Genomic DNA, 19,088 nt, shown 5'->3' on the forward strand with positions numbered 1-19,088 from the left:
AGGCACCGCCGCCATGGGCAGTTACTCGGTCGGCCCGGCTGATCGCCTGCTCGGCAGGCAGAACATCAAGGCCCACATCAGGGCGAGGGCGCCGCCGACCCACCAGAGCACATCGATGAAGGCGTCGCGGTTGAGCCCGGCGTGGGGTGAGCCGTTGGTGGCGGCGAAGAACACGAGGGCTGTCAGCGCGGTACCCAGGGCGATGCCCAGGTGCATGGCGGTGTTGAACAGGCCCGAGGCGGAACCGGCGTTCTCGTGCGGGACCTCGGCGAGCGACATGTCGGCGAGCGGGCCGCCGACCATGCCGAGGCCGAAGCCGATCAGTACCACCGGGGCGGTCATCGCGAGGAGGGTCAAGTCGCCCTGCCGGCTGCTGATCTGAAGTCCGTAGGCGGCCATCGAGGCGAGCGCGATCAGGGCTCCGGTCTGGGGAAGGCGGCGGCCGAAGCGACCGGCGCTTTTTGCCGCGGTCGTCGCACCGGCCAACTCTCCGAGGGCGAGCAGTACGAAGGCCACGGCCGCGTGGAAGGGGCTCAGGCCCAGGCCGTGCTGGAGGTAGAGGGTCCAGGTCATGAAGAACAATCCGCACAGCAGGCCGAGCACGAGCTGCGCGGACAGCCCGCCGGAGAACTGCCTGCCCCGGAAGACCGACAGTGTCACGAGCGGGGCCGACCGTTCCCCGGAGGACTGCTTGCGCTGCTGGTGGCGCAGGAAGACACCGAGGACGAGGAGGCCGGCGGCGAGCATGGCGAAGCACCACAGCGGCCAGTGGTGGAGGTGGCCCTCGGTGAGCGGGAAGACGATCAGGACCACGGCGAGCGCAGACAACGCCATGCCGGGGAGATCGAGCCGGTCGGCCTTCCGGACGGTCGACTCGGGGATGAACCTGCGTCCCAGGACGATCACGGCGAGGCCGACGGGCACGTTGATCAGGAAGATCGGCCGCCAGGACAGCCCGAGCAGGTCGGCCTCGGTCAACAGGCCGCCCAGGACCGGTCCCAGGACGTTGGCGAGGGAGAGGACGGCACCGTACAGGCCGAAGGCCCTGCTGCGGTTCTCGCCGTCGAAGGTGACGTGGAGGGTGGCCAGGACCTGCGGGATCATCAGGGCCACCCCGGCGCCCTGAAGCACGCGGGCACCGATCAGCACACCCGGCCCGGTCGCGAGGCCGCACAGCAACGAGGCCGCGGTGAAGACACCGGTGCCGATGAGAAGGATCCTGCGTCGGCCGTGGATGTCGCCGAGGCGTCCGCCGGTGATCAGCCCGACGGCGACCGTGAGCGAGTAGCCGGCGGTCAGCCACTGCACCGCGGCCGGTCCTGCGCCGGTCGACGACTGGATCGCGGGCAGGGCGGTGAGGACGACCGACTGGTCGAGGATGTCCATGAGTTCGGCGACCAGGAGCACCACGAGGGCGATCCGGGCGGCCAGGGCCGTCTTCGGCGGCCGGTCCGACGGAGTGTGAGACGGGGATTCGGTGGTGTGCTGCGGCTCGTTGTCGAGCGCGTGGGAAGACACTGGTGGGACTCCTGATCCAGAGGAATCGGGGAGCCATGCCGTCAGCCGCACCGGGGCCGGAACACACGGAACCCGGGGCAGACGGCAGAGCTGCACCCGGGAAACCACAAAGAGGGGTGACGCAACTCAGGCCAACGCGAGTCCGCCCCCAGTCACATGCGAAGACTCGGCACGTGAGGGAACTGCGGACCGCTACCGGGCCTGGGGGATAAAAACACCTCGAAGTCGCCACAGAAGGAACAGGAATACTGCTGCTGCCGCCGATGTCTCGGGCGCAGCAACTTTTCCACGGTACGACATCCCCGGCCGCCTCCGCACACCAATTAGTGCGCCCCCGTCCGGCCGGGGCCGGACCGGCCCCATCGCCGCCTACGGCAGCAGCACCGCACCGGCCGGGCCCGACTCACGCGGGTGAGTCGGGCCCGGCCCCGGCCTGCTGGTCAGGCACCGCAACGGGACATCAGCTGACAGCGGCCCGGTGGGAAAGGTCGGACGCGTGGTCCGCGGCCCACTGTGCCAGCGTGCGGCCCGGCCTGCCCAGGACGTGCTCCACATCGGGCCGGACCTCGGGCGGCTCTTCCGCGTACTCGGCCTGATAGCCCAGCAGATATTCGGCGATGTCCCACGGCATCCCGGCCGTGATGTACGCGGCGCGGGCCTGTCCGTACGTCACCTCCTCGAAACTCAGCGGCCTGCCCAGGCCCTGGGCGACCGCCGCGGCCTGCTCCCGCTGCGTGAGCCGCTGCGGCCCACTCAGCGAGTACGCGTGCCCGGCGTGACCGTCGAGAAGGAGTGCGGCAGCGGCGACCTCGGCGATGTCCGCCTCGTGGACGGGGACACCGAGGGCTCCGGGGAAGGCGCTGCGCACCGTGTTCTCCGCGCGGATCGACGCGCCCCACATGTCCAGCTTGTTCATGGCGAACTCGCCCGGCCGGATGTGCGTCCATTCCAGCCCCGAGGCTTCGATGACCTCCTCGACGTCGCGCAGCATCTCGTAGCTGCCCGGCCGCCGCACGGTGACGGCGAGGCCGGAGAGGTCGACGATGCGCCTCACCCCCGCGCCCGCGGCCAGTTCGAGGAAGGCGCGGGCCTGTCGTACCGCATGCTCCGGGTCGAGCACTCCGGACATGTAGTAGACGCCGTCCACTCCCTCAAGTGCCGCCTCGGCTCCCGTGAGTTCGCCAAGGTCGCCTGCCAACACCTCAACAGCACGGGGGAGTTGAGCTTCCGTCGGGTTCCTGGTCAGGGCACGCACCCGTTGTCCGGCCCCGAGCAGCCGGTCGACCAGAATGCGGCCGGTCGTTCCTGTCGCGCCCGTTACGAGAATGGTCATGGATTCCCCTCGGTGGTTGGTACCGAACTCGTCGGTGGGCGGCAGACGCTAGGTCCAGGTGCCCCCTGCGCGCACATCTCATTTGGCGGATCAGCAGGGCGGCCCGTCACGGGTGGGTACGATCACGGAATGGAGCCACTCGCTCAGCGCCTTGTCCCCGATGAGATGTGGGCGGCGGTCCGTCCGCTCCTGCCCGCCCTGTCGCCGCGGCCCCAGGGCGGCGGCCGGGCCGCGACCGACGCGCGCAGGGTCATGGTCGCGGTCGTCTACGTGGTCACCAGCGGCTGCAGCTGGCAGCAACTGCCCTCCTCGTTCGGGGTCAGCGTGCCCACGGCCCACCGCTGGTTCACCCGCTGGAGCAGTGCGGATCTGTGGCAGAACCTGAGCGCGGTGACGTCCCTCCCGCCGGAGCTCGCCGCCTGGACCAGGACGATCCACGAGTGCGCGGCACGCCGCTTCTACCGCTGAGCGGCTCACCAAACAAGACATGCCACCACTTCCGACGCCCTGCCACGGGAGGCGCCGCCGTTCATCAAGCCTTGTGGGCTGGAGCCAGGAGGACCCTCGGCGAGGTCGGCAGGCGAAGGCCCTGGTCAAGGTGGTGTTGCTGCCCGTCAGTGGGTGCCTGAGAAGCCCCGTTCAGGGGAGGTGAGTTGGTGGTTCGGGCGCTGATTGACTCTGTGAGGTCTCGCGTCCCTGAGAGGATCGAATCACGGCACGTCCGTCCCCCGGCCCAGCTGGTGCCGAACGTAGTCCGGCTGGGCCCCGCCCACCTCGATGCGGTTCTCGTCGAGTCCGTTGGCGATCCGCAGACGGTCCCCGGCGAAGGCGAACTCCACAGCCACCGTTCCAGCCGCCAAGTCACGGCCTGCTGGCCGCCACTCAAGGAGGGCGACCTCGCACAGTTCCTGGCCGACGAACGGTTCGAGGTGCTCGTCGCGCCGAGACCATCGGGGAGTCAGCTCGGACCACTCCCACCCGGCGATCTACCGGCGAGCGCCGCCAGACGTGATCCGTCAGTCGGTCACCGGGCATGGCTGACATGCTGTGGTGCGGAGATTGGCCGCGGCTTGGTCAGTGGCCACCTGCCGGTGCGACAAGCCCCGTGTAGGTAGTGTGCGGACATGACAAGAAGTGAGCGGATCGCGGACCAACTGGACCTGCACTGGCAGAAGAACCTGCGGCCGCGGCTGCATGGTCTTACCGATGAGGAGTACTTCTGGGAGCCGGTGCGTGACTGCTGGAGTATCCGCCCACGTGGTACGTCGCCCGCAACGATGTCGGAAGGCTCGGGGGAGTGGACGATGGACTACGTGTTCCCTGGCCCGGAACCGGCGCCGGTGACCACGATTGCCTGGCGGCTGGCGCACATCATCGCCTCCTGCCTGGGCTACCGGGTCGGATGGCACTTCGACGGCCAGGACTTTGACTCCGAGACATTCGCCTACGCGGGGACCGCTGACGAGGCGCTCGAACAGCTCGATGAGATGTACGGGAGATGGGACGCGGGGGTCCGCGGGCTCTCGGACGCCGACCTGGACAATCCGCCCGCGGTGGGTCCCGAGCGGTTTCCCCTGGAGGGCATCGTCCTGCATGTCAACAAGGAGCTGATCCATCACGGCGCCGAGATTTCCCTGCTGCGCGACCTCTACCGCTGGCAGGACGGAGCCGTACCGCGCCGAATATGACCTTCCGGTGACCGGTTTCACGGGCGGGTCAGGGGCAGCCGGACGGTTCTCCGTCCGGTCACGGGTGAGTCCGGGCCGAGGACTCAGGCCGGGGCGGAAGCGTTAGGGGGCGGGCGGGTCGAGCTCGTGCAGGGCGAGGATCAGACCGAGGACGGACCCGGTGTCCCTGCCGAGGGCGAACAGCTTCTGCAGTGCGTCGCCCTCGGGGTCGTCCAGTTCCCACGTGCAGGGCCCGGGGTGCCCCTCGAACATGGCGCAGCCTTCGGCGCCGTCCGGGCTTTCCCCGGGGCAGTCCGGCCTGACCAGGACCGTGTACGGGGCGCGCTCGTCGGTCCACCGGGCCCACACCTCTCTGTCGCGTACTCCCTCGATCTCGCACGCGTGGGCCCAGTGACCGGGCCCGGCGTGCTCCCCGAGGACGCAGACCAGATGCGGGTCCAGGTCCGACGCCGTCCCGCTCGGAGCCATTTCAAGGGCGCGGGCCGCGAGTACCGGCGGCAGGGTCGATGTCGCCCGGCACATGCCGGTCACCGTGCACCCACCGTTTCCACCCGCCGCCAGGACACGGGCGAGGGAATGCACACCGGTACGGCGGACAGCTCGTAGACGGTGGTGTCGTCGCGTGTCATGAACCGGATGCGCTGCCCCTGGTCGAGCCGGAGCACGGCCGCCCCCTGCCGCGTGACGTCCCGGCACCACTCGCGCAGTGCCGTGGGCGCGTCCGGAACGTGAGGAGCCACCACGCACATCGACGCCGGAGGCACCGGGCCCGTCTCGGGGTCGGGGTCCAGCCGGTCAGCGATCCACCGGGCACGCCCCCGGAGCCACTGACAGGCGAGAACCGGCGACGGCGTCCGGTGTTCACCAAGGGCGATTTCAACCGGCTGACCGTTCACCGAGCCGTGCGCGGTAACGGTGCACCGGAACGAGCCGGCCGACACGGGTGAGCGGGGGCGCATCACCTCGCCTCACCCGCCGGTCCCGTCCCGGCATCCTGCCGCCCTGCCCGGCCGTCACTGTACGGCTCGGGCATCGGGCCCCCGGGCCACAGATGACCGCCGGAGTGTTCCGCGAACAGCAGACAGACGTCGGACGCCGCGTTCACTTCGGGGCAGGGATCCTTGAGCTGTACGCGTACTTCTTCGGCATCCCAGAACACCCATGCCGCGCGCCCGGACTCGTCGTCCACGTACAGCACATGGACGGCGTGCTCACCCCCGTCGTGCGGGCCGCGCTCACACTGCACGGCCAGGGCAACACTGCCCGCATTCGCCACACGGGCAGCCAACGCCACGGCAAGCTCAACGAACATCGTGGGCACACGGAACGGCTCGCGACATCTGCCGGTGCTCATCGGCCGGCCCCCACATGTGTGGGCAGCCCTGCGACTTGGGGAATGTGTCCGAGCGTCCGACTGGGGGGAGTGTGTTTGCGGTACACCGTCCGCTCCTCTCCGTAGCGATTCCACTACCAGGGGCTTGCAGCGTGGCCTACCGTGGGGAACCCTTCAACCTGTCAGACAGGGAAGAAAGGTTGGTGAAACCCCCTTGAATCGCAAGGAGTTGGACCCCGACGCATCGCCGCAAGCCGCCTTCGGGGCCCGCCTACGCAGGTCGCGTGAGGAGCAGGGCCTGACGCAGGATGAGCTGGCGGACAAGATGGGGTATTCCAGTACGCATATTTCGTCCGTTGAAACTGGTCGCAAGTTGCCAACCTTGCGGCTCGCGCGAAGCGCCGATACCGCCTTGGGGACGGGTGACAAGTTCGAGCGTGCCTACCGGAAGGTGAGACACCTCGGACTGCTGGAAGGCTTCCCCGAGTTCGTCGACTTCGAAGGCAACGCAGCTGAGATCCGGCTGTACGAAGTCGGCGTGATCCCCGGTCTCCTCCAGACTCCGGAGTACGCAACGGTCCTCGCGGACAGTGCGGTGAAGCGCGGGGCAATCACCCCTGACCAGGCACGCGAACGTGTCTCGCTCGTTGCCGAGCGACAAACTGCCCTGGTCCGCACCCCTCCGCCGCTGGTGCTCACGGTGCTGGACGAGAGCTGCATCCGACGCCCCATCGGTGAACCCGCGGTCATGGAGGCGCAGTTGGCACGGCTGGTGGAGTTCGCCGAACTGCCGAACACGGTCTTCCAGGTCGCTCCGTTCGCCATGGGCGCGCGTCGACCGTTCAACTTGCCGGTGACCGTGCTGACGCTGCCCGACAGATCACTCATGTCGTACGCAGAGTCGGCGCAACGGGGCCATCTCGAACGGGAAAGCGTGTTCGTACTGCCCGTACTGACGGCCTACCATCAACTGCAGGCTGAGTCGCTCTCCCAAGCGGAGTCCGTGGCCATGATCAACCAGGTACGAAAGGGCAACCCGTGACGACCGAAACCCCTCGTTGGTTCAAGTCTTCGTACAGCGACAACGGCGGCCAGTGCATCGAGGTCGCCACGAACCTTGCCGACTCTGCCGGCATGGTTCCCGTCCGTGATTCCAAGATCCCAAGCGGCCCGGTGCTGGATTTCCCCGCCGGCGCCTTCTCGTCGTTCGTGGCAGGCGTCAAGTCAGGTGCTCTCGGGCCCATCTGATGCTGCGGCGCAGCAAGCGTGCGTACCGAGACCCCGCCACCCCCTAGGCTCCGGTGCAAGGCGGGGCGTAGGGGCGTTCGGGGATGTACTGCTGCCACTGATTGCGGGTGAGGGTGCCGCTGGTGGCACAGATCTGGCGGATTGCCTGATCCGTCCTCAAGGGCCACAGCTGGACGCGCTGGTCTTCTCCGCCTACCGCCAGATGGCGCCCGTCCGGGCTGAACGCCACCGAATAGACCCAGTTGGTGGGGTCGGTGAGCGGATCTCCCAGGGGCGTCGGGTGCGAGGGATCGGTGACGACCCACAGTCGTACGGTGTGGTCCGTCGCGGCGCTGGCCAGGGTGCGCCCGTCAGGACTGAACGCCACGGAGTAGATCTCGCTGCTGTGGCGGGTGAGCGGATGATCGGCTGGCTTGCGACGTGCGAGATCGGACGTGTCCCACAGGTGCACGGTGTGATCGTCCCCGGCGCTGGCCAGTGTGCGTCCGTCAGGGCTGAACACCACCGAGTCGCCGCGACCACCCAGAGTGAAGAGCACGCGTTGGAGCGTGGGGTGAGCCGGGTCGGTGATGTTCCACAGCATCACGTGATTGTCTTCGCCGACACTGGCCAGCGTCCGTCCGTCGGGGCTGAACGCCACGGAGCGGGTGACCCCGTTGTGGGCACGGAAGGGACGGCCGATCGGGGTGGGGTGCGCGGAATCGGCGAGACTCCACAACCGCACCGTGCCCCCGGCAACGCCGGAGGCCATCATGTGCCCGTGCGGACTGAACGCCACGGAGTCGACAGCGTTGGTGTGGGGCAGAGGCTCTGCCAGCGCCTTCGGGTGGGTCGGATCGGCCACGTTCCACAGCCGCACCACGCGATCGGCCCCGCCACTGGCCAACGTACGACCGTCAGGGCTGAACGCCACCGAATAGACAGCGTTGGTGTGGGGCAGGGGCCCTGCCAGCGCCTTCGGGTGGGCCGGATCGGCCACGTTCCACAGCCGCACCACGCGATCGGCCCCGCCACTGGCCAACGTACGGCCGTCAGGGCTGAACGCCACCGAATAGACCTGGCGGTTGTGGCCGGAAGTCACGGAGCCCGGAAGGCTCCACAGCCGCACCGTGCCGTCGTTGGAGGCGCTGGCCACGGTGCGGCCGTCGGGAGTGAACGCCACGGCGTAGACGGGAGCCGTGTGGTCGGTGAGGGGCCGGCCCAGCGCCCTGGGGCGACTCGGGTCTGCAAGATTCCACAGACGTACGGTGTTGTCGGCCCCCGCACTGACCAGCGTGCGGCCGTCGGGGCTGAACGCCACCGCGTAGACCGTGCTGGTGTGCCCGTTCAGGGCCTGGCCCATGGCTTTGGGACGCGCGGGATCGTCGAGGTTCCACAGCAGTACCGTGCTACTGCTCGACGCGCTGGCCAGAACTCGGCCGTCGGGACGGAACGCCACTGAGCGGACGGACTGGGAATGGCCCGACAGGACCGACCGCAGCAGCCGGGGGTGCGCCGGATCGGTGAGACTCCACAACCGCACCGTGCCGTTGCCCCTCCCGCCGGCCAGCGTCCGGCCGTCAGGGCTGAACGCGAGCGTGTTCACGGAGGGGGCGTCGGCGTGCCCGGCCAACGGGCCCCCCAGCGCTCCGGGGCGAGCCGGGTCCTTCAGGTCCCACAGGCGCACTGTTCCGTCGAACCAACCGGTGGCCAGCGTACGGCCGTCCGCGCTCAGCGCCAGTGACTTGACCGGTCCGGCGCGGACGTTGGGAAGCTGGCTCAGGGCAGCAGGGTGGGCCGGATCAGAGACACTCCACAACCGCACCTCGCGGTCCCCGGCCGTCACCAGAACGCGCCCGTCGGGACTGAAACCCAAGTGAGTGATGGCTGCCTCAGGAGCAACCAGGAAGCTCGTGAGGAGCCTGGGGCGGGCTGCGTCCGAGAGGCTCCACAGGCGCACCGTCCCGTCGAACCAGGCGTCGGCCAGTACACGCCCGTCGCGCCGGAACGCCACGGCGAGGCCACTGGTACCGCGAGGCGCCAACGGGGTGGACAGTGAGGTGTGTGCATCGGCCATCAAGCGCGTGCGGAGCTCCGGGGTCGGTCGCATGCGATGGGCCGCGAGGTCGAGTTGGGCCGCCAGCGAGGTCTGAGTGTCCCGCAGGCTGTCGGCCTGCGCGGTGAGCCGGGTGAAGATCGCGGAATCGCGTTCGCTGCGCGCGGTGGCGCGCTGCTGAAACGCCACCACCGCGGCACCGGAGGCGATCAACGCCAGCACCGACAGCACGGCGAGAACCGTGCGGCGAACCCGGGCCGCGCGGTTGCGCAGCCTCACCGAGGCCGTGAGGAACTCGGTGGCCGAAGGGCCGGCCCGGCCCGCGTCGGAGGCGCGGGCCCATGCGCGGGCCGTCTCCAGCCGTTGGCCGCGGTACAGCATGCCCGCGTCGCGGCGGCCCCGCTCCCAGCCGGCGGCGGCCTCTTCGAGCTCCTGGCGGACGAGGTTCTCGGCCCGGTCCTCCTTGATCCACCGGCGCAGGCGTGGCCAGGCACGCAGCAGCACCTCATGGGTGATCTCGACGTTGTCCTGCTCCCTGCTCAGCAGGCGGCCGCCGGTGAACCTCTCGACCACCACCGCCACCGAGTCGTCCCCCTTGGCCAGCAAGTCGCCGTACGGTACGCGCCTACGAGTGTCGTCGGCGCCGTCCCCGATCCGAACCAGGCGCAGGAACATCGTGTGAGCCGCTTGCTGAGCGGGCGGGGCCAGGCCCGTGTAGAGGTCCTCGGCGGTGGTGGCGATGGCATGGGCGATGCCTCGGGTGGCCGCGTAGCTCTCGGTGGTGAGCCAACTGCCCTGCCTCTGCTGCCAAGTGACTCGCAACGCGTGAGCCAGCAGGGGCAGTCGGCCCGCCTCGTACGTGGACGTGCCGTCCGCTCCGGCGCCGAGGTCGCGCAGCAGGACGTCGATCAGCCCCGGCTCGACCTCCAGCTGGACGTCCTTGGCCGGATAGAGGATCGCCTCGCGCAGTTCGGCCTCGGACATGGGTCCCACCAGCAACTGGCCACCCTGCAGCGCGGCACGCAGCTGGGGATATCCGGCGCACGGGGAATAGAAGTCGGAGCGCAGTCCGTAGACGACCAGCGCGAGCGGAGGCTCCCCGGCCGGCCCCGGTGCGGCCAGGGCGGCGAGTACGTCGAGGAAGCGATGCCGGGTCTGTTCGTCGATGCCGGGGGCGAACAGCTCCTCCAGTTGGTCGATGACCATCACCAGCCGTCGCCCGCCCAGGGCTCGGCGCAGCAGCACCCCACCGGCTTCGTCGCCCGCCACCATCCGCCTCAGGTGTGCCGGGTCGAGCCCCACCGCGTGTGCGAGATGTGTGGCCAGTGCCGACTGCGGATCGGAGCCAGGGGTGAACACCAGCCGTGGCCACTGCGACGATCCGGCCACCGGAAGAGCGCCCCGTGCGATCGCGGGCAGCAGTCCCGCCTTCAGCAGTGAGGACTTTCCCGCACCCGACGGGGCGACCACGGCGAGCGCTCCGCCGTCCCGCAGCCGCTCGTCGACTCGTACCAGCAGGTCAGCGATCAAGGTGTCCCGCCCGCGGAACCACTGGGCCTGCTGGGGCCCGAACGCCTCCAGCCCCGGATACGGGCACTCCTGCGGACCGGCATCCCCCTGGACCACGCGGCGTGCCGAGCGCACTCCGTCCACATAGTGCACATGCAGATCGTGCTCCGAGACGTACAGATCCCGGCGTGCCTGGTAGATCCTGGCATGTCCGGATGCCGTGGCTTCCAGATGGTCCGATCCCTGGTCCCCGGGAGGCGGATCGGCCGGATTCATCGCTCGGTGATGTGCTGGTCCCGTGCCGCCTGGTACACCCGCCCGTGCCCGGTGGCGCGGGCCTTCAGCACGATGGATCCGATCCGGTCCTGCTCCTCGGCAGGCAGCGGGGGAGTGAGCTCCTCGTCCAGCAGTCGCCGCAACTCGTCGGCCAGCGCCGGGTCTTCGCGCAACAGCAACTGCAGCCGGATCTGCCAGTCCGTCACCAGAGCCTCTTCGACGTCGGTGTCCTGTGCCTGCCTCGCCGCCAGGACCTGCGTACGGGCGTCGGCGAGAGACGTATCAACGCCGTCCGCCTGCTCCGGCCGCGCCCTGCGCCACAGGGCAACCGTCGCCCGCCTCGCCTGCTGCCACGCCTCGGTGGCCATGGCCCCCACGAGAGCAGTACCCGCCGCCAGCACGATCGGATCCATGGTGCACCCCCTGCACGCAGCCTCCGGGCCATTCACAGTACGCCCGTTCAAGCAAATCAGCGTCCCTTTGCGACCCGCCCCGAAGACAAGATGTCGAAGGCGGTTTTCGGCCTTTCCGTAGTGTTCTTCGGGCCGTGCCGTTTCCACGCTTCAGTTGATCTGGGGGCGGTGGGAGGATCGGACTCCTTCGCCGCCCGGAAGATCTACCGGTGGGAGCGATCATGGCCAGTACGACGTTCGTTACCGTGGATCTTCCCGTATTTCCGCATCTGGATCTGCATTGTGTGCTCACCGGTAATCTTCCGCTCAGGATCCAGGTGTTCAGACGCAGTGTCAGCGAGGCCAAACCTCAGCCTTTCGCGCTGGAGGAGAAGACGTCGGTCAGCACCTATGATTTCTTCGCCCCGCACCATGCCCCGGGCGACAGGCGCAGCAGGCTCCCCAAGGTGAACAGTCAGGGAATCGTGACGGCCTCGGAACCCGGGGTCTATCTCTTCCAGCTCACGGTCGGTGGTGGGTTCGGGGTGGTGGTGGGCCGGCTCCAGGTGCACGAGAAAATTGAGGACTGGTGGTTCGGAAACAAATCCATCGCCACCACGAAGGACAGCCTGCACGCACACGCGCAGCCGTCGATCTACGCCAGGTTCAGCGAACACCCGGCGGCCGGGACGGACGCGGTCGGCGATATCACGGGACATGAGTACATCGAGCTGACCTCGCCGAGTCCGGACGTGGTGATCGCGCCGTGCGGAAGGCTGCGGGGCGTGAATGAGACGACGGCTCCGGTGGTCATCTCGGGAAAGCTCAAAGGGAGAGTGGCAGGGACAGAGATCGTCAATACCCTTCCGGTGCGGGTGGTCGACCATGCGAAGTCACGGACGACGCTCACCCGGGTCCGGGCCGCCGATGTGGCGAACCACGAGGACCGGTGCAACATGGTCTTCGTCGCGGAGGGATTCCGGGCCGAGGACGCCCCATTGTTCGACCGTATCGTCCAGCGGGCCGTGCGGGACATGTTCGAGAAGCCACGGCATCAGCCGTACGAGCTGCTGAGCAAAAGCTTCAACGTCTTCTCCGCATTTGAGCCGTCCGAGCAACAACTCGTCACCTGCGGCCCCCGCATCGTCGACAAGCCGGGCGGGGGAGTTGATTTCACCGGCCGCCGCATTCCCGAGGCGGACCTGCGTCCGTTCCCTGGAAGCAGTTACAGCGTGCGGCAGTTGGTCGAGCGCGTGGGCCTGCCCATGTGGGGCGAGAGCCGGTCCCCGAAGGACTTGAGGAAACTGTGGACGGGCCAGACCCTGACGGACTTCATCGAGGGCAGCGCGAGCGATGAGGTGATCGAGGCGTGGAAGGCGCACCAGTCGGAGGGATTCCTCCAGGCGTCGGACACGTACTACGGCCTGTATGTCGGCCGCCGGTGGGCCGAAGAAGGCAGGTTCCATGGCGATGGGGAGGGCGCGATCCCGCCCGCCGCCGACGTGCAGAACTCCCCGGGGCTGAAGGCATTCATCGACCGGCTCTACGAGTTCTACCGGACCGAAGGGCATCAGACGCTGGAACTCGACCCACGGCGGCACGCCCCCCAGGTGTACGCGCACAGCAGTGCGACCAACCCGGGAAACTCGATTCTCGGCTATCTGGCCGGGCTCCGGCTGTCGGAGCCGCCGAACCTCCCCATCGGGCAGAACTGGGTTCCCGACGACACTCGTTTCCGCAAGAGCCGGGGAATGGTCGCGATCATCGCGTACGAACCGCTGCTGGGCGGCCAGGCTTTCAACAAGGGCACGATGACGGCCTCGACGGTGGGCAGGCAGGGGCGGGTCGGGTTCACCAGGACGCCGGGGGCCAGGCCGGTGCTGACCAGGACTCCGCCGCCCGTCGCGCCGGAGGAATCGCTGGGGATCACCGATATCGACCACTTCGTCAACAAGGTGGCTCACGAGTTCGCGCACTCCTTCAACCTGGGTGACGAGTACGAGGAATCGGGGGGCGACAACCCGAGGGACAACGGCCCCACCCGTGACGTGATATTCGACAATCTGGCGAAGCTCAGTTTCCTGCATCAGGGGGCGCCGCCGCAGCCGCGGAAACTCAACCCCGGAAAGATCAAGTGGTTCGAGGTTCCGCGGATACGGGTGTCCGGAAAGCTGCTGGTTCCTTCTCAGACATTGCTGTCCGACACATTCGAAGTCACGGTCGGTACCGCCGACATCGGGAAATGGGTCCAGGCGTTCACGGACAACGCCAAGGTGACCGTACGCAACTTCGTGACCGGCGCGGACAATCGGCAGCTGCCGCTGACGGCGACACCCGCAGACGTACTGACCAATCTGACCATCGCGACCAGGCCCGACGAGAAGCTGGGCACCATGTTTCTCCAGACCCATGGACAGGTCGGGGCGATACCGGTCTTCAAGAAGGGTTCGGTGGTATTCGTCCAGCGGACGGACATCGCGGGACTTCCACTCTCCGTGGTGGACAAGGCGGTACGGGATTTCGTCGCCGACCCCAATCCCGCGAACCAGCGCAGCCATGGCCCGCTGAACCGCAACCGGGACACCACAAAAATCTTCGGGCAGAAGGAAGAGGAAACGGACCTCCCCATCAACGTGCCGGGGTTCGTACCGCCGAAGTTCTCCTACCAGATGGTGGGGATATTCGAAGGGGGAAACCGCTTCGCGGGCGGCTTCTACCGGGCGTCGGGCGAATGCAAAATGCGCGGCCAGGACAAGGGTACGACCAATGACGCAGACCTCCGGGGCATGTTCTGCTTCCTCTGCAAGTGGCTGATCGTCAATCTCGTCGATCCGGCCCAGCACGGCTCGCTCGATGTGCACCAGTACCCGAGGGCGTGACATGGCTGAACAGGGCACCTCCGGCGGCACCTTCGACAAGCTCCTCGCCGAGATCGGGCAGGCTCTGCTGCCCCTGCGGGAGGCCGTCGCCTCCCCCCAGGCCTTCATCGGCCTCCTCCACCAACTCGGCTGGACGGTCGCCGCCCCTCCGGCCCCGCTGCTCGCGCTCGGCACCCAGGTGGACACGCTGTACGACAGCCTGCGCCGGCTCCTGGGCGACGGCGGACTCAACGAGGGCGCGCCCGGACTCCGTACCCCTGAGCCCGCGAAGCCGGAGGCGGCGACCGACGCCGCCGCCGCGTCCGCGGACGACGCGGCCCGCGTACTCGCCGCCGTACAGGGCCTGGTGACGGCGATCCGCGCCCTCGCCCAGGCACCCGACTCGGCCATCCCGCCACAGCTGCGGGCCGACGGCTTCCGGGAGAAGTTCCCCCGGCAGCTCCTCGACCACCTGGTCATCACCTACCTCCAGCGCTTCCACCCGTCCGTGGGGTTCGCACTGCGCGCGGTCGGCGTCATCAAGGCGGCGTACGTGCCGCCCACGGGCGGCCGTCCCTCCCACACCCGTATGACGCTCGACGTGACCGATGTGCCAAAGGTGCTCGACGATCCGTCGCTCGTGCTGAAGAACGCGTACGGCTGGGGCGGACCCGACCTCGACTTCGCGGAGCTGGCCTCCCAGCTCGACAACCTCTTCCTGGGCATGGGCTTCGACGTGCGCATCGCGCAGCTGTCGGAGGGGGCGGAGAGTGCCCTACAGGGCCCGCGCCAGGACCCGTTGGGGCCGACGGAGACCGCGGTCACCTTCGTGGCCTTCGACCAGGCCGTGGGCGTGGGGGAGGAGGGGGAGGGGCGGGCGCGGGGCTCGGTGCGGCTCGTACGGGTGCCTCCGGCGGTGGCGGGCGGAGCGCCGGGGCTGGCGCTGCTGCCCGCACTGATCGGTTCGCTCGGGATCCGGTTCGAGCTGGCGTGCGGCATCGCGATCACGGTGCGCAGCGGGCTCGACCTCCAGGGCGGGGTGGCGCTGCTGGCCAGGCCCGGTGAGGGCGTGGACGTGATCACCGGGTTCGAGTCGGGCGGCGCTCCCGTGCGTGCGCGGGGTGCGATCGAGGTGACGGCGGAGAGCATGGTCGCCGCCGCCGACCGGGTGCCGGTGCTGCTGCTGGGTGCGCCGGACGGCACCCGGCTCCAGTTCCGGGCGCTGGCGGGTACCGGCGGTGTCCGGATCGACGGCGACGACGTGGACGTCTTCGCCGAATTCGACCTCACGGGGCTGGAGTTCGTCCTCCGGCCGGGGGAGGACAGTGACGGATTCCTGGCGGCCGTGCTGCCTGCGGACGGGTTCAGTGTCGGGGGCGATCTGACGCTCGGGGTGTCGCACCGCGACGGCCTGTACTTCCGGGGGACCTCGAACCTGGATCTCCGGATTCCGGTGGGGCGGAGGGTTGGACCGGTCGAGATCCAGAGCCTGACCGTGTCCGTGACGCCTTCCGGTGGGGCCGTTCCGGTCAGTCTCGGTGCGACCTTCAAGGCCCAACTGGGGCCCGTATCCGTGGTGGTGGACGAGGTCGGGCTCACCGCGCTGTTCGACGCCCGCCCCGGTCTTGACGGGAACCTCGGCCCGCTCGACGTCTCCCTCGACTTCAAGCCGCCCCGTGGTGCGGGGCTCTCGATCGACGCGGGTGTGGTGCGCGGGGGAGGATTCCTCGGCTTCTTCCCCGAGCGCGGTGAGTACTCGGGCGCTATGGAGCTGGAGTTCGCCGACTTCCTGGCGCTCAAGGCCGTCGGCCTGGTCAGCACCCGGATGCCGGACGGCTCGAAGGGGTTCTCGCTGCTGATCGTGCTCACCGCCGACTTCGGCGAGGGCATCCAACTCGGTTACGGCTTCACGCTGCTCGCGGTCGGCGGCCTGATCGGGCTGAACCGCGGCATGAACCTCCAGGCGCTCGCGGAGGGCATCCGTACCGGCTCGATCGAGTCCGTGATGTTCCCGCGCGACGTGATCGCCAACGCGCCGCGCATCCTGTCCGACCTGAACGCGTTCTTCCCGTCAGAACAGGGCACCTTGCTCATCGGGCCGATGGCCAGGATCGGCTGGGCCACCCCCACCCTGGTGAGCATCACCCTCGGGCTGATCATCGAGATCCCCGGCAACATCGCCGTCCTCGGCACCCTGCGCGCCACCCTGCCGAACCCGAACGCTCCCCTCCTCGACCTCCGCGTCGACTTCTTCGGCGCACTGGAACCCGGCAAAGAACGGCTGTGGTTCGAGGCGCGGCTGGTGGACTCGCACGTGCTGACGATGACTCTCGACGGCGGCATGGGCATCCTGGTGGCCTGGGGCGACAATCCCGATCTGGTGCTCACGGTCGGCGGATTCCACCCCTCGTACAAGGCGCCGCCGCTGCCCTTCGCCGTGCCCGAGCGGCTGTCCCTCGACATCCTGCACCGCGACAAGCAACTGATCCGTGTCTCCGGTTACTTCGCGATCACCAGCAACACCGTTCAGTTCGGGGGGACGGCCGAACTCCGGCTCGGCTTCGGCGGGTTCGGCATCGAGGGCCATCTCGGCCTCGACGCGCTGTTCCAGTTCAACCCGTTCCGGTTCGCCATCGCCATCAGCGCGGAGGTCTCGCTCAAGGCCTTCGGGGTCGGTGTGTTCAGCATCGACCTGCGTTTCCAGCTGGAGGGCCCGGCACCCTGGAGGGCGCACGGGAAGGGATCCATCGGGTTCCTGTTCTTCTCCATCTCCGCCAACTTCGACATCACTTGGGGCGAGAACACCGTCACCACCCTCCCGCCCCTCCTGGTGCTGCCGCTGCTCGCCGCCGAGCTGCGCAAGACGGAGGGCTGGCAGACCCGGCTGCCCACCGGCAGCGGCAAGCCGCTGGTCAGCCTTCGCCAACTCCCGCCGTCCGACGACCTGGTGCTGCATCCGCTGGGCACCCTGTCCGTGCAGCAGCGGGCGCTGCCGCTCAATGTGCGCCTCGACAAGGTCGGCCAACAGCGTGCGGCGGACGGCAGGCGCTTCACCGTCGCGCCCGCGGCGGGCAGCGGGCTGGTGCGGGTCTCGGACACCGGCGACAAGTTCGCCATGGCCCAGTACCAGGACATGAGCGACGCGGCGAAGCTGTCGAGTCCCGCGTACGAGACCCAGGACACCGGCCTCGAACTCACCGCCGCAGCAGGTGCGTTGGCGTCCGCCCGCGTCGTGCGGCGCAGCGCGCGCTACGAGTTGCACATCCTGGACAGCGCGCCCTTCGCGGAGGGTGCGGGTGCTGTTGCTGCGGTGGCCGGTCAAGGAACCGAGCCGCCCGCGCGGCTGTCCGCCGCGCGCACCAAGCGGTTCCACAGTGTCAGCCCGGCCGTCTTCGACGGGCTGCTGGAGGGGAGCAGCACCAGCAGGTCGCCGCTGTCCCGGCGTGAGGCGCTGCTGCGGCAGCCGTTCGCGACGGCCGACACCGTGCGCGTCGCCGACCAGCGGTTCGTCGTCGCGTACGTACGCAGCAACGTGCCCACGCTGCCGCCGCGCACGCTCGGCCGCAGGTCCGGGGGCGGGCCGGTGGACTTCCGTAACCAGGCCACGGCGGCCGACGCGCTCGCCGACTTCGTCGCCGCCGACCCGACGCTGGACGGCCTGCTGCACGTCATCCCCGCGTCCGAGGCGGCGGTCGCGGCCTTCGTGCCCGGCACCTGGGCCGACGGTGGAGCGCTGCCCGCCCCGGTGGCCCAGGTGGACACGGTGGTCCTCGCCACCGGCAAGGTGCTGATCGCCGGAGGGACCGGGGCGACGGGCACCGCACTGGCCGCGACCGCGCTCTTCGATCCGACCGCCAATGTCTGGTCGGTGTCGGCCCCGCTGGCGGCGGCCCGCCGACTGCACACCACCACCCGGCTCCCCGACGGCAGGGTCCTGGCCGCAGGGGGGAGGGGCGCGGACGGTACGCCGCTGGCCTCGGCCGAGGTGTTCGACCCGGCCGCCGCGACCTGGTCGGCGTCGGGGGCGATGGGCGCGGCCAGGTTCGGACACTCGGTGACGCCGCTGCCGGGTGGCCGGGTGCTGGCGGCCGGAGGCAGTGCGGCCCGGGGCGAGCACGGATTCGGCGCGCTCCGCTCGGCCGAGCTGTTCGACCCCGCGACCCGCGCGTGGACCGGCGCGGCGCCGATGAACGACGCCCGCACCGGCCACCAGGCGGTACTCCTGCGCGACGGCCGGGTGCTGGTGGTGGGCGGAGCGCTGCCCACGGGCGAGGCGAGTGGTGGGGCTGATACGGGTGGTGCGGGCGACGCCGCACTCGCGTACTGCGAGCTGTACGACCCGGCCGCCGGCACCTGGACCCCGACCGGCAGTCTGCGCACGGCCCGCAAGAGCCACCGGGCGACCCTGCTGCCCGACGGCCGCGTCCTGGTCACCGGCGGCGACGCCGTCGTCGCGGGGAGCGGTAGCGGCACCGGCACCTTCAGCCAGCGCGCCCTGGCCTCCGCCGAGCTCTACGACCCGGCCACCGGCACCTGGACTCCCGGCGTCCCCATGCCCGGTGGCCGCGCCCGGCACCTCGCGCTGCTCACGCGTGCGGGAGACGTCCTGCTCATCGGCGGCACCACGGGCCCCGGCTTCACCGCGGGCTTCAGGAACGTGCTCTCGTACGACCCGGCAGCGGGCACCTGGACACAGCTCGCGGGCCTCTCCCGGGGCCGGTGGTCAACCGCCGTGGCAGAACTCGCCGACGGCCGCGTGCTGGTGACCGGAGGCATTGCGGCGGCGGGCGCCGGGGCACCGGGACCGGAACCGCTCGATCTCGCCGCGACTTCGGAGGCGCTGATCCCATGACCGCCGGGACCCACCCCACCCCCCGTACGTGCGGCGCACCCGAGGA

Annotated in this window: 14 protein-coding genes; 6 read left to right on the top strand and 8 right to left on the bottom strand. The window is 69.4% G+C overall.

Translation table 11 applies throughout. The annotated features are described in order from the left end of the window. Positions 1 to 21: 21 nt before the first annotated feature. Both ACH4SP_RS04710 and ACH4SP_RS04715 read right to left on the bottom strand, forming a co-directional pair. Positions 22 to 1,518 (bottom strand): MFS transporter, encoded by a 1,497-nt coding sequence (locus ACH4SP_RS04710; protein WP_398409190.1) that lies wholly within the window; start codon positions 1,516 to 1,518, stop codon positions 22 to 24. Between the two features lie 460 nt (positions 1,519 to 1,978). Next, the gene (locus ACH4SP_RS04715; protein WP_398409192.1) at positions 1,979 to 2,851 is read right to left on the bottom strand and encodes an SDR family oxidoreductase; all 873 of its coding nucleotides are present in this window, start codon (positions 2,849 to 2,851) and stop codon (positions 1,979 to 1,981) included. A gap of 129 nt (positions 2,852 to 2,980) precedes the next feature. On the opposite strand from ACH4SP_RS04715, the gene ACH4SP_RS04720 reads away from it, so the two are divergent. Further along, entirely contained in the window at positions 2,981 to 3,319 is a 339-nt protein-coding gene (locus ACH4SP_RS04720; protein WP_398409194.1) for a transposase, read from the top strand. Positions 3,320 to 3,561: 242 nt separating this feature from the next. Here the strand turns inward: ACH4SP_RS04720 and ACH4SP_RS04725 are convergent, their stop codons facing one another. Continuing rightward, positions 3,562 to 3,696: a hypothetical protein gene (locus tag ACH4SP_RS04725; protein WP_398409196.1), complete on the bottom strand. Its 135-nt coding sequence runs from the start codon at positions 3,694 to 3,696 to the stop codon at positions 3,562 to 3,564. A 279-nt stretch (positions 3,697 to 3,975) separates the two neighbouring features. On the opposite strand from ACH4SP_RS04725, the gene ACH4SP_RS04730 reads away from it, so the two are divergent. Beyond that, complete coding sequence (locus tag ACH4SP_RS04730) at positions 3,976 to 4,539, top strand: DinB family protein (protein ID WP_398409198.1); 564 nt, start codon at positions 3,976 to 3,978, stop codon at positions 4,537 to 4,539. A 102-nt stretch (positions 4,540 to 4,641) separates the two neighbouring features. Here ACH4SP_RS04730 and ACH4SP_RS04735 read toward each other — a convergent pair whose 3' ends face one another. From ACH4SP_RS04735 to ACH4SP_RS04745, 3 genes are all read right to left on the bottom strand, one after another. Further along, on the bottom strand, positions 4,642 to 5,061 hold the full coding sequence (locus tag ACH4SP_RS04735) for a hypothetical protein (RefSeq protein WP_398409200.1): 420 nt from the start codon (positions 5,059 to 5,061) through the stop codon (positions 4,642 to 4,644). Positions 5,062 to 5,066: 5 nt separating this feature from the next. Beyond that, positions 5,067 to 5,279 carry a hypothetical protein gene (locus ACH4SP_RS04740; protein WP_398409202.1) on the bottom strand — a complete coding sequence of 71 codons (213 nt, stop codon included), beginning with the start codon at positions 5,277 to 5,279 and terminating at the stop codon, positions 5,067 to 5,069. A 218-nt stretch (positions 5,280 to 5,497) separates the two neighbouring features. Then, entirely contained in the window at positions 5,498 to 5,893 is a 396-nt protein-coding gene (locus ACH4SP_RS04745; RefSeq protein ID WP_398409204.1) for a hypothetical protein, read from the bottom strand. A 193-nt stretch (positions 5,894 to 6,086) separates the two neighbouring features. Between ACH4SP_RS04745 and ACH4SP_RS04750 the strand changes: the two genes are divergently transcribed. Continuing rightward, positions 6,087 to 6,914: a Scr1 family TA system antitoxin-like transcriptional regulator gene (locus ACH4SP_RS04750; protein ID WP_398409206.1), complete on the top strand. Its 828-nt coding sequence runs from the start codon at positions 6,087 to 6,089 to the stop codon at positions 6,912 to 6,914. Further along, positions 6,911 to 7,120 (top strand): DUF397 domain-containing protein, encoded by a 210-nt coding sequence (locus ACH4SP_RS04755; protein WP_398409209.1) that lies wholly within the window; start codon positions 6,911 to 6,913, stop codon positions 7,118 to 7,120. The genes ACH4SP_RS04750 and ACH4SP_RS04755 overlap by 4 nt, the downstream gene beginning before the upstream one ends. Positions 7,121 to 7,163: 43 nt before the next feature. Here ACH4SP_RS04755 and ACH4SP_RS04760 read toward each other — a convergent pair whose 3' ends face one another. Both ACH4SP_RS04760 and ACH4SP_RS04765 read right to left on the bottom strand, forming a co-directional pair. After that, positions 7,164 to 10,940: a hypothetical protein gene (locus ACH4SP_RS04760; RefSeq protein WP_398409211.1), complete on the bottom strand. Its 3,777-nt coding sequence runs from the start codon at positions 10,938 to 10,940 to the stop codon at positions 7,164 to 7,166. After that, on the bottom strand, positions 10,937 to 11,353 hold the full coding sequence (locus ACH4SP_RS04765; protein WP_398409212.1) for a hypothetical protein: 417 nt from the start codon (positions 11,351 to 11,353) through the stop codon (positions 10,937 to 10,939). Before ACH4SP_RS04765 ends, ACH4SP_RS04760 begins: the two co-directional genes overlap by 4 nt. Before the next feature lie 221 nt (positions 11,354 to 11,574). On the opposite strand from ACH4SP_RS04765, the gene ACH4SP_RS04770 reads away from it, so the two are divergent. Together ACH4SP_RS04770 and ACH4SP_RS04775 are read left to right on the top strand one after the other, a co-directional pair. Further along, complete coding sequence (locus ACH4SP_RS04770; RefSeq protein WP_398409214.1) at positions 11,575 to 14,211, top strand: hypothetical protein; 2,637 nt, start codon at positions 11,575 to 11,577, stop codon at positions 14,209 to 14,211. A gap of 1 nt (position 14,212) precedes the next feature. Beyond that, positions 14,213 to 19,042 carry a DUF6603 domain-containing protein gene (locus ACH4SP_RS04775; protein ID WP_398409216.1) on the top strand — a complete coding sequence of 1,610 codons (4,830 nt, stop codon included), beginning with the start codon at positions 14,213 to 14,215 and terminating at the stop codon, positions 19,040 to 19,042. Positions 19,043 to 19,088 lie beyond the last annotated feature (46 nt).

It is taken from the genome of Streptomyces sp. NPDC021093, assembly GCF_044333135.1.
Lineage (GTDB): Bacteria > Actinomycetota > Actinomycetes > Streptomycetales > Streptomycetaceae > Streptomyces.

Coding starts and splice junctions, on each gene's coding strand:
- ACH4SP_RS04715 (WP_398409192.1), bottom strand. CDS start 2,851: ATGACCATTCTCGTAACGGGCGCGACAGGAACGACCGGCCGCATTCTG.
- ACH4SP_RS04720 (WP_398409194.1), top strand. CDS start 2,981: ATGGAGCCACTCGCTCAGCGCCTTGTCCCCGATGAGATGTGGGCGGCG.
- ACH4SP_RS04730 (WP_398409198.1), top strand. CDS start 3,976: ATGACAAGAAGTGAGCGGATCGCGGACCAACTGGACCTGCACTGGCAG.
- ACH4SP_RS04735 (WP_398409200.1), bottom strand. CDS start 5,061: ATGTGCCGGGCGACATCGACCCTGCCGCCGGTACTCGCGGCCCGCGCC.
- ACH4SP_RS04745 (WP_398409204.1), bottom strand. CDS start 5,893: ATGAGCACCGGCAGATGTCGCGAGCCGTTCCGTGTGCCCACGATGTTC.
- ACH4SP_RS04760 (WP_398409211.1), bottom strand. CDS start 10,940: ATGAATCCGGCCGATCCGCCTCCCGGGGACCAGGGATCGGACCATCTG.
- ACH4SP_RS04765 (WP_398409212.1), bottom strand. CDS start 11,353: ATGGATCCGATCGTGCTGGCGGCGGGTACTGCTCTCGTGGGGGCCATG.
- ACH4SP_RS04770 (WP_398409214.1), top strand. CDS start 11,575: ATGGCCAGTACGACGTTCGTTACCGTGGATCTTCCCGTATTTCCGCAT.
- ACH4SP_RS04775 (WP_398409216.1), top strand. CDS start 14,213: ATGGCTGAACAGGGCACCTCCGGCGGCACCTTCGACAAGCTCCTCGCC.